This window comes from Bacillus sp. TCT6, from assembly GCF_056033845.1.
The window spans coordinates 2,664,713-2,679,338 of record NZ_JBVYHX010000001.1; the positions used below are offsets into that span (position 1 = coordinate 2,664,713).

General features: G+C 34.3%; 16 protein-coding genes and 1 pseudogene. 2 read left to right on the forward strand and 15 right to left on the reverse strand.

Annotated features, from left to right (window positions below; translation table 11 throughout):
- Window positions 1-116: 116 nt before the first annotated feature.
- The 9 genes and pseudogenes from AC0ONG_RS13635 to AC0ONG_RS13675 all read right to left on the reverse strand — a co-directional run bounded on the left by AC0ONG_RS13635 (window position 117) and on the right by AC0ONG_RS13675 (window position 6,709).
- Window positions 117-1,364 (reverse strand): PoNi-like cognate immunity protein, encoded by a 1,248-nt coding sequence (locus AC0ONG_RS13635; RefSeq protein WP_136997160.1) that lies wholly within the window; start codon window positions 1,362-1,364, stop codon window positions 117-119.
- A gap of 27 nt (window positions 1,365-1,391) precedes the next feature.
- Window positions 1,392-1,919: pseudogene (locus AC0ONG_RS13640) on the reverse strand (hypothetical protein); the annotation flags it as partial.
- A gap of 329 nt (window positions 1,920-2,248) precedes the next feature.
- Window positions 2,249-2,593 carry a hypothetical protein gene (locus AC0ONG_RS13645; protein WP_000656836.1) on the reverse strand — a complete coding sequence of 115 codons (345 nt, stop codon included), beginning with the start codon at window positions 2,591-2,593 and terminating at the stop codon, window positions 2,249-2,251.
- A gap of 2 nt (window positions 2,594-2,595) precedes the next feature.
- Window positions 2,596-4,419, reverse strand: a complete 1,824-nt coding sequence (locus AC0ONG_RS13650) for a T7SS effector LXG polymorphic toxin (protein WP_000056098.1) — start codon at window positions 4,417-4,419, stop codon at window positions 2,596-2,598.
- The gene (locus AC0ONG_RS13655) at window positions 4,416-4,778 is read right to left on the reverse strand and encodes a DUF3958 family protein (protein ID WP_000076587.1); all 363 of its coding nucleotides are present in this window, start codon (window positions 4,776-4,778) and stop codon (window positions 4,416-4,418) included. Before AC0ONG_RS13655 ends, AC0ONG_RS13650 begins: the two co-directional genes overlap by 4 nt.
- A gap of 40 nt (window positions 4,779-4,818) precedes the next feature.
- Window positions 4,819-5,094, reverse strand: a complete 276-nt coding sequence (locus AC0ONG_RS13660; protein ID WP_000502223.1) for a TIGR04197 family type VII secretion effector — start codon at window positions 5,092-5,094, stop codon at window positions 4,819-4,821.
- Window positions 5,095-5,291: 197 nt separating this feature from the next.
- Complete coding sequence (locus AC0ONG_RS13665; protein WP_000583833.1) at window positions 5,292-5,585, reverse strand: putative quinol monooxygenase; 294 nt, start codon at window positions 5,583-5,585, stop codon at window positions 5,292-5,294.
- Window positions 5,586-5,623: 38 nt separating this feature from the next.
- A complete protein-coding gene (locus AC0ONG_RS13670; protein ID WP_000185402.1) occupies window positions 5,624-6,262 on the reverse strand; it encodes a nitroreductase family protein in 639 nt (212 codons plus the stop codon).
- Window positions 6,263-6,280: 18 nt separating this feature from the next.
- Window positions 6,281-6,709: a MarR family winged helix-turn-helix transcriptional regulator gene (locus AC0ONG_RS13675; protein WP_098438171.1), complete on the reverse strand. Its 429-nt coding sequence runs from the start codon at window positions 6,707-6,709 to the stop codon at window positions 6,281-6,283.
- 264 nt (window positions 6,710-6,973) lie between these two features.
- Here AC0ONG_RS13675 and AC0ONG_RS13680 point away from each other — a divergent pair, with 264 nt between their 5' ends.
- On the forward strand, window positions 6,974-8,917 hold the full coding sequence (locus AC0ONG_RS13680; RefSeq protein ID WP_086390623.1) for an elongation factor G: 1,944 nt from the start codon (window positions 6,974-6,976) through the stop codon (window positions 8,915-8,917).
- 45 nt (window positions 8,918-8,962) lie between these two features.
- Here AC0ONG_RS13680 and AC0ONG_RS13685 read toward each other — a convergent pair whose 3' ends face one another.
- Both AC0ONG_RS13685 and AC0ONG_RS13690 read right to left on the reverse strand, forming a co-directional pair.
- On the reverse strand, window positions 8,963-9,628 hold the full coding sequence (locus AC0ONG_RS13685; RefSeq protein ID WP_003278835.1) for a hypothetical protein: 666 nt from the start codon (window positions 9,626-9,628) through the stop codon (window positions 8,963-8,965).
- Window positions 9,629-10,096 carry an NUDIX hydrolase gene (locus AC0ONG_RS13690; RefSeq protein WP_000366247.1) on the reverse strand — a complete coding sequence of 156 codons (468 nt, stop codon included), beginning with the start codon at window positions 10,094-10,096 and terminating at the stop codon, window positions 9,629-9,631. It lies immediately after the preceding gene.
- Between the two features lie 193 nt (window positions 10,097-10,289).
- On the opposite strand from AC0ONG_RS13690, the gene AC0ONG_RS13695 reads away from it, so the two are divergent.
- The gene (locus AC0ONG_RS13695) at window positions 10,290-11,078 is read left to right on the forward strand and encodes a DUF4240 domain-containing protein (protein ID WP_000449118.1); all 789 of its coding nucleotides are present in this window, start codon (window positions 10,290-10,292) and stop codon (window positions 11,076-11,078) included.
- Window positions 11,079-11,145: 67 nt separating this feature from the next.
- Here the strand turns inward: AC0ONG_RS13695 and AC0ONG_RS13700 are convergent, their stop codons facing one another.
- The 4 genes from AC0ONG_RS13700 to AC0ONG_RS13715 all read right to left on the reverse strand — a co-directional run bounded on the left by AC0ONG_RS13700 (window position 11,146) and on the right by AC0ONG_RS13715 (window position 14,607).
- A complete protein-coding gene (locus AC0ONG_RS13700) occupies window positions 11,146-11,577 on the reverse strand; it encodes an SMI1/KNR4 family protein (protein WP_000265344.1) in 432 nt (143 codons plus the stop codon).
- Window positions 11,578-11,631: 54 nt separating this feature from the next.
- Window positions 11,632-12,657, reverse strand: coding sequence for an SDR family oxidoreductase (locus tag AC0ONG_RS13705; protein WP_000697691.1), 1,026 nt, complete (start codon window positions 12,655-12,657; stop codon window positions 11,632-11,634).
- Window positions 12,658-12,757: 100 nt separating this feature from the next.
- Window positions 12,758-13,693, reverse strand: coding sequence for a serine hydrolase domain-containing protein (locus tag AC0ONG_RS13710; RefSeq protein ID WP_000844642.1), 936 nt, complete (start codon window positions 13,691-13,693; stop codon window positions 12,758-12,760).
- Between the two features lie 23 nt (window positions 13,694-13,716).
- Window positions 13,717-14,607 (reverse strand): AraC family transcriptional regulator, encoded by an 891-nt coding sequence (locus AC0ONG_RS13715; RefSeq protein ID WP_000444276.1) that lies wholly within the window; start codon window positions 14,605-14,607, stop codon window positions 13,717-13,719.
- Window positions 14,608-14,626: the final 19 nt, after the last annotated feature.

Below are 14,626 nucleotides of genomic sequence, written 5' to 3' on the forward strand. Positions count from 1 at the left end.
AATAGTGGCAGTTGGATTCTCCAAACTACCACTATTTTTAACCTCTTAATTCATTAAATTCCGTATAAATTAGTTTTTCAACGTTACTCATGATACACAATGTTTTAATTTGCTTATTATAGAACTTCCTCTACATCGACACTCTCTATCTTCACTTCATACATATTTGGGATATTTACTTCTTTTGGTACCCATGCATAATAATTTTGATCATTCTCTAACATAAATTGAACTAACTTTGTTTCTGAAACATTCCAGAAATTTTTAAGATTATCGATGTAGTCCTCTAAATCTTCTTTATAGTCCAATTGTAATATATAATCTCTTACCGTCAGGGCAAACACAATTAAACTTCCTAATAGATTTTTTTGCTCATTTTCTTCTTCATACTCTTGTGGTAAGAACCACACTTGACCTATTCCTATCGTTTTTTTGTATTTTTCATAAAAACTACTATCATTCATATTCTCATAATCATATATTAATTCATTGACCAATGAATGCCATTTTGGCGGAATAATGTTTTCCAATGCAGGATTATGTTCAATTCCTTCTACTATTTCCTCAATTTCTTCTGTCTCATCTTCATAGTGATATTCACTTAGGTCTATATGCTTGAATTTCATTTCATTTTTATAATGTGCCAAATCATATGGATAATGGTTATTATCTTTTAAACTTGTATCATCCAGTTCCAAAATTTTTGCAAGCGCTGCCGTTTCAAAACTCCAATATCCTACATATCCAGGTTCTTTATGCGCATTTTTCCATTCATAATCATAATGGCCTCTAAACCATTCTTTCTCCATGTACGTTTGTAATCTTTTAGACGCTTCTTTTTTATCTGTTTGTGCAAGTTCTATAATTTCTCTCGTTTTTGCATATGGATTTTCTTTATAATATCTATTCATCATTTTTGTGTATCCGATATCACTAGCGCATAAGAGGAAATCAATTACTGCGTCATTCACATTTTTTTTATCAACTATCTTTTTTAATCTTTCTATATTCTTTTTATCCGTTTCTAACAAAATTCCTAAAGAAATTATCCAAAGCATATATATATAACCCACTTTGCTAGCTCCTGTATGCTCTAAATCATCCATTGCATTATAAAAATATACTTCCATTGTGCTAATGTCTTCTCCTAAAGAATACATTGCTCTAATGTCGTTCATCTCATGTATAAAATTCCTTAAATATCTTCCTTCTATAATACTTATATTATCTTTAGGCTTTCTTTGTATACCATTCTTTTCATCTTCTTCTAAACTTCTAATCTCCTCTCTATTATCTTCAATAAACTTTTTATGGAGTTCTATTCCTTTTTTACATTTTTCTTCTATGCACAATTGATCTCTCATTCTATTTAATTCCTCCTAGCTTCTAAATTATGGCCATTCTCCAATATTGTTTCCTTCTTCATCTAACCTATATGTTTTTACGTTTCCACTACTATCGACTTTTGATAATACTCTTTCAACTGCACTATCTTCCAATGCATTCGCAATCTTTTCTGCTAATACTTCATCTCCATCAACAGCTTTCAATATTCTACTTTTTCCAGTTTCAGAACCGTTCAACCAATCATTTGACATTTCTCGTCCATCTTTAGTTTTCCCCAATTGTGAACTACCAAACTTAGCTTCATCAATAACATATTTAATATTTGAATTTGGATTTGCATTTTCGTATAATCCATCAATTCCTTTTACTATTTTATCATTTATACCTGTTGGTGCACTTTTTCCGACTGGCTTTAAATCAAATCCAGCTTCTTTTAAACTTTGATTATTCAATAAATTGTCACTAGATTTTATTTCACCATAATTACCTTTTTGCTTATTTGTAGCTGTTTTTGCGTCAAAATTGTCTACATTTGTATTTTTGCTACTGCTAGGTTTACCGTTAGCCGTATCCTAAGTATCATCCTTAGCCCCTTTAACTCAACCAATTTCTTCCTAAAGCTTTGAAATCTTACTTTGAGTATAGGCTTTCGTGTCTTTACGACTTAGGGTGATTGCCTCTTCAAATATTAACTACTATAATTACAAGTAAATTAAAACAAACTTAAAAGGAATGAATTCTTTACTATACAGAATTCATTCCTCACTAGTTGCTTAAAATATTTATCTAACTCTTTAGTTTCAATTCACATTCAATGTCCCCTAAACATACATTAAATTTAAATTTCCCTCCATATTTTTAAATTCCTAAAAATGATGGAAAGCTAGCATACCCTGCAAGCTTATGCTGAATACCACTCTTCCGTAGAAAAATTATCAGCATTTGAATTTCCTTCTAACTCCCATTCGCTAATAAAATTAATTATTTCTCCTAAAATTAGATTTATATCATGATTTTTTATAATCAAACCTCTATGATTATTCCAAGTCAAATCAATTTCGATATTTATATTCAACTCATCCTCACATTTACTTAAAAAGTCATTCATTACTAAGGTAAAACATAAATTTACAAAATTATCAGAAACCCAAATTACGGATGAATCATCATTAACCTTCTCTATTCTAAATCTTAAATTATTGTATGCAATCCACTTTATATTACCTTGTATTTTTTCTTCTTTCATAATTATTTTCCTCCCATACTATGAAATAATCCTGTCAAGACATCCATTGCTGGATTTGTTTTTAAACTGCCATATATCACATCTTCCCATGAACCATACTTTTTATAAAGTTGTTCAGGTGTAGGTCCTTCTGCCCTGCCATATTCAAGAATATTTCTTTCTTTCATTGCATTCAATCCATCTAAATTATTAGATTTTATATACGTTTCCATTCTTCCTTGATTTCGCTCTTCGACTTTCAATCTAGCAATTTCCTCCATAGATAGCCCATCATTTTGAAGATTTTTAATATCTTGTTCTAGTTGTATTCTTTTTTGTTGTATTTTTTCATGATACTTTATTCTTTCGCTTCTTGCATAAGCAACTTCATCACCATTTGTCCAGTCTACCCCAAACTTATTTAAGGCAGATTCCTTCTTAGGTGAATATCCATATACAGCTTCAGTATTTCCCTCAATCTCCTTTGCTATCTTAGGATTATCTAATGGATTTCGAAGTTTAGAATTTATTTCTCTTCTGGTACCACCAGCCTCGACTATATCATCAAGATAATTGCTTACAGTTTTACCCGTACCCTTACCACCATCTTTAGACTTCGCAAACTTATAATAAGCTTCTATCAATTCACCTTGTGGTATTTTGGTTATAATAGTTCCACCAACATTAGAGAATGCATAGGAAGCCTCTTTCTTAAATGATTGTAACATTTCAAGCGTAGGCTTCAATTCTTTTGCTAGTTTTACTGCATTAGCAAATGTACTTACTCCACTTGATGCCTTTGCTCCTTTTGTGATATGGCCTACTTTATTTAGTGCCCTATCGCCTAATATTGTGGTAGCTATTTGTGTTAATCCATAGGTAGTCAATTCTGTACGACTCTCTGCATCTCCCTCTATCATATCTCGTTTTATTTTATTTGAAAATGCATGCCACATATTTTTTGCAGTTTCATCCAAATGGAAAAGTGCATAGGTTACATTAATAAAAGTTCCTATGTCCATATTACTTAAAGCTATTGCGGACTCGATTTCATCACCAACAGCTTTCCCCGATCCTCTTTGAATAGCTTCCCACATCTTTTTCGCTGTTTCAAACGTGCTAACTATACCGTCTGCCGCATCGTCCCAAGCATTTCTAACCGGAGATTTCTTCTCAATTATGTTATTTGTTTCTATATCTTTAATTGACTGATCATTTTTTCGAGCTGTTTCTTCTATAATCCCCTGAATAGAACTCACCCAATCCATATTCAACCCTTGTGTACTAAACGTCCCACTCACAGGACTAAATCCTTTCCCTCTTTGCACTTCAGCGAGTCCAGCTGTGATGCTAGCGGCTAATTGGAGGGCGGTGCTGTAGTTGTTGCTGGATGAATGATTGAATTCATATAGACGCTCTAGTTTTTCTTCTAGTTTTTTTCTCATTGCAATTAAGACTGCAATAATTGCGTCTACTCCAGGCATTGGTGTAAGTACTTCTATTGCTTCTATACTTGCAATGGATTGATTGATTTCTTGTATTTGTTGTCTTATTTCATGTTCGATAACATCTGTTGAAGCAACTTTTGCTTGAAAATCGTTTGGAAATGCTTCGTTTTGGCGAATTAATTCTTCACATAAGCATATGATTCCTTGTGCTAATGGCCGAAATGTTTGGACAAGGTAGGCTTTTGCACTACTGTATGTTTGTCCTTGTAATACTGTGTCTATCGCAAAGGCATCAATAGATTGAATGGCTTGTTCCATACTTTGAATCGTAGCATTACATATAGCGTTCATACTTTGAGTTTGACTTTGTACTTCTCCCAAATACATGTTTAAACTCATGTATTGGCCTCCCTTTGTAGTTGCTGCTGTTCATAGGAAAGGTTGTTTTCTTTCTCACTGAGATGCCGTTTTTCTTTAAGCAACGTCTCTTTTTCGTTTTCTAATTCGAATGTAAGTTTTCTTTCATACTGCCCGATCTCTTGCCGCATATTCGTAAAAAAGTGAAATGCTTCTTTGTCACCATACCAAGTTTCTAGTATTCGGTTAAATAAACGATTATTTCTATTTTTCCATTCATGAAAACTAGCCTCAGCTCGTTCTTGATTTTGCAGCTCGATTCGGTTTTCATTTTGTTCTTCAAATATAATTCGTAATTTTTGATTACATTGACTGATTTTCGTTTCAATTTCTTGACTCATCTTTTCTCCCTACCTTTTCCCCTTTACGTAGGCTGTTATATTATTGAAAAGTCTTTTGAAGTCCGGTATCCATTTTCTCAAATTCATTTGCTACGGAATGGATATTATCAATCGTTTGTTGAAAAGCAGCGCAAAATTGTGTCGTGATCTGTAAATTTTGTTGATTTGCTTCTTGTGCTTTAAAGTTCACAGATAGTGTCGTACGCGTTGCCTTATTTATAGAGCGACTAGTAGCACTTTGCATTCGATCTGAAGCATTTCTCATTTTCGTTGCAAGTTGCGTTGCCCTATGCAAATTACTTTGAAAATCTCCCATCACTTACTCCCCTCTACCTTATATTTTCAAGAAAATTATACCATGGAAAAATATTCTAATAAACGAAATGTTCGAATTTAACATACAATTCACCACTATTACTGAACATAATTTCAACATAATTGTATCAAAAGTAGGTTCTACTTATACAAAAAAGATGACCTCAGCTATACGCTAAAGTCATCTTTTCTACCTTATTATTTCACTAACTCTCCATTATAAGCTTTTATATCTAATGGAGCAGTTAAAAACTGTGCTGCTTTACTAACGAAAGATGTGAAGTGTTCACTCGTATTATGACCCGCAACTGCCTCTTCATCTTTCCATACTTCTACCATCGTATAAACACTTTCTTTTTCTGTATCTTTATATAAATCATAAGATACATTTCCATTTTCTTCTCTTGAACCGTGAATGAGTGGCTGAATTTCTTCTAAAAATGATTGTTGTTTTGCTGGATTTACTTGAAATATTGCGTGAATAATAATCATGGTGTTTCCCCTCTCATATTCCACTTATTTCTTTGAAATTACTTCCACTCAGCAACTTTTTCAATTGGAAGGCGTACTGATTGGTAACCACTGTCAGCAGCTTTTCCGATTGAAATTAACATTACTGGTACGTGACGTTCTTTATCTAATCCGAATGCTTCTGCGATTTGATCTTTTTCAAATCCGCCAATTGGGCAAGTGTCATAACCGTGAGCACGAGCTGCTAGCATAAATTGCATTGCTACAAGACCACCGTCAATTAGTACTGTATCTTTCATGACTTCTGGTGTAACCATTGAGAAGTAAGCTGAAAGTTTTTTCATTTGATCTTCTTTTACTTCTGCTGGCATAAGTCCGCGCTCTACAGCTGTACCGTAAATTTCTTCTGCGTTATCAAAGTTGTTTAAATCACCAAATACAGCAATCATTGCTGAAGATGTTTCTACTTGAGATTGATTGAATTTCGCTAGTGGCGCAAGTGTTGCTTTCGCTTCGTCACTTTCAATTACTAAAAATCTCCATGGTTGCATGTTTACAGATGATGGTGCAAGTGTTGCTTCTGTAAGAATTTCTGTCATTTCTTCTTTGCTAATTTTCACTGATGTGTCATATTTACGAATTGAACGACGTCCTGTTAAAATTTCGTTAAAATCATTTGTTTTTACTGAGTTAGTCATAGTTGTATTCTCCCTTTTTTATAATTCTTTTATATTTTCTTGAATGTGATTTAACATATTTAAAAGATTATCGCGCTGTTCTTCACTTAATCCTTTAAATGCAGATGCTGCAAAACGTTCTTTTTCCTCTTGAAACGCCTGAATTTTATTTCGTCCCTCTTCAGTTAGAGAAACTAACGTAATTCTGTTATCTTCTGGATTTTTACGTCTTACTATCATTTCATTTGCCTCAAGCTGCTTTAAATGCCTTGTTATCGCAGCATTATCAATATTCACTTCTTGCTGAAGTGCTTTTTGACTAATTTCACCTACTTCAAATAATTGAAGTATAAGCTCTAATCGAGACTGGCTCATACCCGTACACCCTTCAAATTTCGAACTTACTTCTTTATTTAGAAAGTGTAATTTATATAAAATAATCGCTTCTTTTGAGCATGAACTTGTCAAATTACCCCTCCTTTACAATCAAAATAAAAACATTTGATGTATCAATAGTTGATATGTCAATTAATATAATCTATATCGATTTAGAATGCAAGCATTTTGTTTTTATTTTATTTTTTCCAAATTAAGGCGCTTTGTAGCGTTACAAATAATGTTAATTGCACTATAATAATACTAATTTAAAGAACTGGAGAGTGATTGTAATGCGGCAATACACAAATAGAAATGAGGAAATGAAAATGGAAAATGAAATGAGGATATTTAAATATGACAACAATAAATATAGGGATTGTCGCGCACGTAGACGCTGGCAAGACGAGTTTGACTGAGCGTATTCTTTATGAAACAAATGTAATTAAAGAAATTGGCCGAGTTGATAGTGGTAATACACAAACTGACTCAATGGAATTAGAAAGACAGCGCGGAATTACGATTAAAGCATCTGTCGTTTCTTTCTATATAAATGACTTAAAAGTAAATGTAATTGATACACCTGGACACGCTGATTTTATCGCTGAAGTGGAGCGATCCTTCCGCGTTTTAGACGGTGCGATTTTAGTTATTTCTGCCGTTGAAGGTGTGCAAGCACAAACGAAGATTTTAATGCGAACATTACAGAAACTAAACATACCAACAATATTATTCGTAAATAAAATTGATCGTAATGGCGCAAATACTGAAAAAGTTATGAAACAAATAAAAGAGATTCTTTCAAATGAAGCATTCCCCTTCTACTCTGTTCTAAACGTAGGAACGAAAGGAGCCCGGATTATTGCATACAAATCATATGACGATTGTACGGAACTGTTAGCGCCATATAATGAATCGTTACTTGCGTCATATGTAAATGATGAAATCGTACCGGACGTATTATTAAGAGAAGAACTCGAAAAACAAATACAGCAAGCAAGTGTGTACCCAATCTTTTTCGGTTCAGCCATGACAGGTATAGGTGTAACTGAACTGCTCGAAAATATTTCAACCTTATTTCCAGCTAATAAGTCGGCAGAAAACGAAACATTATCCGGTGTTGTGTTTAAAATTGAACGTGAACCTTCTGGAGAAAAGATTGCTTATGTAAGAGTTTTTTCTGGTCGTTTACACGTAAGAAAATATGTTGATATACAGCGCGGAGACGTTCTGGGGCATAAAGAAAAGGTTAAGAAAATATGTCTATTTCATAACGGGAATGTTGTTCAAGCTTCTATCGTTCCTAGCGGAGAATTTTGCAAAGTGTGGGGACTGAATGATATTAAAATTGGTGATATTATCGGTGAACGGACTCGTTATATAAAAGATATTCACTTTGCCGAACCACAAATGGAAGCGGCCATTGATGCAGTATCAAAAGAAAGAATTCATGATTTATACGCTGCACTTATGGAACTCTGTGAAGAAGATCCACTCATTAAAGTGTGGAAAGATGATGTTCATAAGGAACTATACATTCGCCTTTTCGGTGAAGTGCAAAAAGAAGTAATTGAAACCACACTTTTTGAGAAGTATAATTTGCAGGTTACTTTCTCAAATACACGAGTTGTATGTATTGAGAAACCAATTGGCATAGGGAATAGCGTTGAAGTAATGGGCGAAAAAGCGAATCCATTTTACGCAACAATTGGCTTCGAAGTGGAGCGTGGTGAACTTAATTCTGGCATAACGTATAACTTAGGTGTTGAGCTTGGATCACTTCCATTAGCATTCCATAAAGCGATTGAAGATACGGTATTTCAAACGTTAAAACAAGGTTTATATGGTTGGGAAGTTACAGATATTATCGTCACATTAACACATACCGGTTATGCTAGTCCTGTTACAACAGCAAGTGACTTTAGAAATTTAACACCACTCGTTTTAATGAATGCTTTAAAGCAAGCTGAAACACATGTATATGAGCCAATAAACGAGTTTGAATTAACTGTACCGGAGCACGCAATTAGTACCGCGATGTATAAGCTCGCTGCCGTTCCAGCAACTTTTGCAGAGCCTATATTATATAATGATTCTTACCAATTAACAGGATCATTACCTGTTGCAAAAACAGAGAATTTTAAACGAATGCTACATTCATTTACAGAAGGAGACGGCATATTTACAACGAAGCCAGCTGGTTTCACAAAGCTTATGGCTCCCTTCCCTACTCGAAAACGTGTTGATTATAATCCGCTGAACCGTAAGGATTATTTACTTCATGTTTTGAAGGCTTATTAAAGTAAAAGAGGTGCAATTCGCACCTCTTTTGCATGTATTAATAGGTTAGTTTGTCCTAACAACTTCTTTAAGTTCTCCTATTATTTTCGCTATAGCCTCAATTGAATTTTCCGTTTCATATCCCCCAACATTTACAGAATGATTTGCATTTTTGACAACTTCAATCTGTAAATTCGTTTTATATAACTGATCAATTTGATCTGCATTGTATTGGTAATCTTTATCCCCAATAACTAAAAACCCTTCGTGTCGACTATGTAAGATAGAATCAAAAATTGTATCAAACGTCAGTAAAGGTGTAAGTAGTATCATTTTTGACTGCGCGAATTCGTCTCTCTTCATTAAATCATTTGCAATCGGAATTGTTCCGAGTGATTTCCCTAAAAACATAGTATCGTTATATTGCTTACCTTTTAATACGCCCTTCATTATAGGATTAATATCATCCATCATTACTTTCGTTATTTCTTCCATTGTTTTATTCATTACTTGTTCGTCATAAGAATAATGAATATGTACTACATCTATTTTATTTTCGAGCATAAGCATCGTCGCATAATAAAATAACGGTTTATCGTAATTGTATCCTGAACCGGAGAACATAAAGCAAATCCTACTAGAACCTTTTTCGATATGTGTGTAACGAATTACTTTATCATCTATATGTATTTCTTTTTTAGTCCCCTTCACCCTTTTCCCCTCCGAATACATTTAATTTTGTAAAACGATATGTTCTGTATGAACTGCTATATCCTTTACTTTCTCTTTTATAAATGCAGGCTGTAAATTATATGCCTCTAACTCTTCTACCGGCACCCACTTAAAGAAATACGTTCTACCTTCTTCTTCCAAAATATATTGATCCGCTCCATTTGCAGGTAACTCATGTAGCTCTACTTCATAATAAAAACTAATTTCATGAAACTTTCGCTCAGAAAGTGTAAAGAAATTTTCTACTGACCATATTAATCTTTTCCCTTTCATAGGAACACCTAATTCTTCTGCAAGTTCTCGTTTTAACGTATCTTCACTATTTTCTAGCATTTTCACTCTTCCGCCTGGTACATACCAATAATCTTCCCCTTTGTTTTGAAGAATAAGTATTTTATTATCCTGTTTACAAATTGCTCCGACGCGATAATTAAAACATGTTTCCTCTACTTTAAACGTAAGATCCATCCGTAATGCCCCCTCATATAAATATCGAATTATTACAAAACAATTATGTAATTACTGTACAAATAAGGTTACTAAATTTATCCACTTCATTCAATGGTTTTTGAATTTTCTAAACTATTATTTTTCATCATTACAAGTGTATATACATATGTTACAATCACATTGCACACTAGAAAACATTATGGGGGTACGGATGGAAACGTTATTAATCCAGCAAACTGAGAAATCAAATAAGTTTTGGAAAATCGTTGTGAAAGAAAAAGACTATGTTGTGTTTTACGGAAAAATTGGCACAGCTGGCAGTGTGAAAGCGAAAGAGTTTGAAACAGAAGAAGAATGTATGAAAGAAGCTAATAAACTAGTTGCTTCCAAACGTAAAAAAGGATATACAGACCCGTTGCCTGGGGAAGATTACATAAAAGAAAAAACGATAACCGAAGAAGAATTTTGGGAACTACTTCATCGTGCAAAAACGAAAGGTGAGGACCAAGAAGAACAAATAGAATGGCTTACTTCTCACCTTGCTAAACGTACAGTACATGAAATTGTAGCATTTGATACGCATATGCATCGTCTTTTGAAAGACTCCTATACCTCCCGTTTATGGGCAGCAGCCTATATTATTATGGGTGGCTGTTCAGATGATACTTTCGATTACTTCCGCGGATGGTTATTATATCAAGGAAAAGAGACATACGAAGCTTGTATTGAAGATCCAGAACGATTAATTCCTGTATTAGAAAACTTGAGTGAGTATGACGTCCCAGAGATTGAAGAACTTTCTTTATATTTCGGTTTCACTGTATATGCAGAAAAAACTGGTGACGAAGATGATACTTACTTTACACTTTACCATGTCTTATCTAATGAAGAATTCGACGATGTAGATTTTGAATTTGACTGGAATGAAGACGATGAAGAAGGTTTAAAAAAGATGTTTCCTAAGCTATGGGAGATGTATGGGGAAGAACCGATTGAGTAGTAGATTAATTATTCGTGAAAAAGCGCCTTGTTTCTTTAGTAACAAGGCGCTTTTTTTGATACTATATTTAAATTATTATCTTCCCACTCTCCCACCACTCCATAAAAGTCTTTAAAGAAGGAGCAACCCACGTTCTACTATCATTTTCATGATTCCATACATATATATCATCTCTTTGCACTTTTCCATTCAAAATGGAATAGCCAAACAAATCACCATTTCCGCCATCAGCAAAAAATAATAAACAGTCAAAAGGCATGTATAAATCCTTAAAATCAACTATATTTCTCATACTCATATTTTCAGTTTTAATTTTTGAAGCAGACCATATAAAGTCACCGTATTCACCTTCTATACCATTTGTTTCCTGTAATAATTGATATAAATCATTCGGTAACTCCACATGTATACATTGTTGTATATCAGTAAGTTCCTCCTTCGTAGCCGAATTTTTTAAGCTTAAGTTTGATGAGATACTGTGAATGGTGTCTTTCCACATCACCTTTTCTCCTCCTTATGTGCAATCAAGTATATTCAAAGGACACCGCTAAATTTATTGATACCATCTTTCTAACAATTCCTTCTCCCTCTCCCCTGAAATACCTGCTTTTAATTCCCATTCGTCCACACTCTTCATCCACTCATACACATCTGTAACTGTATGTCCTAACCTTCTAAAAGTAAGTCCTTCTTTAACAGCACTTTCAATACTAATTGAAAATCCACCTTTCCACGGCTTCGTTTCACCTTCTAATGAAAAAGTTTCTGGAAGCCATAAAGGCATCTCTGTCCAAGGCTGCACTTTATGTTCATTCATAAACGATTCATCTATCCAAACGAATTCAGCATCACTATTCGTAACTTTTTTACACGTATTTAATAGCTCTTCCATCGTCAAATCATCATTCGGACCTGTTACATTGAATGTACCTGCATTTTTGTTTTCTGCCATGTTTAGTCCCCAGTTTGCGACGTCTTTTATATCAACTATCTGTACTGGACGGTCTTTTCTTCCTGGAACTAACACTTTACCTCCTTTTGCTACACGCCCGATCCAGTATGGAAGTCGATCTGTATAATCGAACATTCCTGAAAGAAGTCCTGCTCTTACGTGTAAAACACGCCCCGGCCAATACTTCTCTGCTTCTTTTTCGCATAATACTTTCAGCGCACCATAATGCTCATAAGGAGATATTTCACCATTCTCTACAGCCTTTATTTGCTCTTCCGTCGGTTCAGGTTGTAATATATAGTCTTCTTTTATGTCATGCAGAATCCAATCTTTATATACGGAAAGGCTTGAGATGAATATATAGTGTTCAATATTATCTTTAAGCACTTCTCCAACATTCCTAATATGATGCGGAGAAAATCCACATGTGTCTATGACAACATCCCACGTTCGATTTTTTAAACTTGATACATCGTTATTTCTGTCACCGGTTAACTGCTCCACATTAGAAAAAATTTCTTTGTTTGTTCCTCGGTTAAATAACGTAATTTCATGCCCTCTCTGTAAAGCCTCATCTACAAATGCTCTTCCTAAAAATCGTGTACCGCCTAGAATTAGAATTTTCATGGTTCTCCCCCATTCGTGATTAATAACCCTTCCTAATGTTTAACGATTTTTTATTGAGGAAAGTTACGGGGAGCGTTTAAATTTTTCTACAAGTTCACCATTACTCTTTTAAAAGTATATACTCTTTGATTAATCTCCATCTATCCTTTGTTTCTGGCACAACTTCAGAAGCCATCACCACCACCAATTCCTTCTCTGGAATACAACAAATCATATTCCCACCATCACCCATTGCACAATACGAATAGACACCCTCTTCTTCTCGTAACCACCATAAGTAACCATATTGATTTGAATTCATCGCTATTGATTCTTTTATCCATGATTTTGATAGTATTTGTTTTCCATTATGAATACCTTCATTCAAATACATCTGTCCAAACTTAGCCATATCCCTAACCGTTAACGTTAGTCCCCAGCCGCCCGCCGAAATACCATTTGGATCGTGAACCCATCCTTTCACATCTTTTCCGAATAAGTCATCAAATCCAAATGCTTTCATATTATAGTTTGGAATTTCTCTCATGCCGAGTGGCTGAAATAAGTATTCATTCGCAAATTCACGCGCATTTTTTCCTATTGCGTTCGTTATGATCGCTGATAGTATATGAGCTCCTGCAGATGAATATTTAAAAGATCCAATTTCTCCGCCGTTTCCTATCCTATTTAACGTATATTGTATCCAATCTTGTTGTGTACATAGTTCTTCTAACGGTTCCTGCCAGTCTACGAATGGATGTGGAGCTGTCATCGTTAGAAGATGGCTTACTGTTACTTCAGATGAATTAACGTTATATTCCGGGAAAAATTCTATTACTCTTTGATCAACGCTTTTTATATAGCCTTTATCTACACATAGTCCAATTAACGCAGAAATAATCGTTTTTGTGACTGACGCTATATGAAATGCATCATCTGGACCGTGACCGTTATAATATTTTTCAAAAATAACATCACCTTTTTGTACTACTAACATCCCATTAATATTTTTATACTCTTCTTTTATAATCAAATCTAACTTTTCAGCAGTTTTCATTTTTATTCCCCTTTAACCCATAATTAAAAAGGTTCGATCGGTACATATATATCAACTATATGTTTATTTTCCGGGTGCCGTCTTGGGTCATTTTTATACATTTCAAAAGGATACGAATCTCTCGGTTTATATCCGCTATTAGGAAGCCACTCACCGTATAAGAAATCCCATGCTCCTTTATATTCATCCTGGAATATTTCAAAATGACCTACCGCATACTTTCCAGAAGGTATTACCATTATTCCAATGTCGCTCGTTTCTACTGGGGACCCCTCTGGAATTTTTATACATAAACTTGTTCTTAAATGATTTTCTTCAGTAAATTCATGATGATCGTGGTAAATGGTTAATACTTTCGTATCCTCAAATACATGACAGTTTTCCTTCGCTGCGTAATGAAATAATTTCTCTATCATTTTTGGAAAAGCTATCGTTAACTCTTCATATGTACCGATATGCCTTATGTATGCGACGTGTATATCGTCCGCTGTTACAATTTCAACATTTCCTCGAACCTTCTTACATTCATTGTATTGAGGAATTCCCCTTACGTCTTTGCAATTCTTGCTATTATCGTTTCGATATTGAGATGGACTTATTCCGTAATGACTTTTAAATGTGCGGGAGAAAACTGCTGAATCTGTAAACCCGAAGTGATACGCAATATGTGTAATCGTCATATCTGTGCGATATGTAAGTAGATTTGTTGCCCTTTCTAACTTCAATCGGTTTACATACCGTGATAATGGCTCGTCTACTATCCCCTTGAAAATCCGATGAAAATGAAACTTTGAAAATCCTGCTATATCCGCTAGCTCTTCAATGGATAGTGAATCATTTATGTGTGATTCTATATAATCTTGCACTTTATAAATGCGTCGTAAGTATTCATTTCTACTTTGTTTACTCTCCATATTTTTATCTCCTCACAAC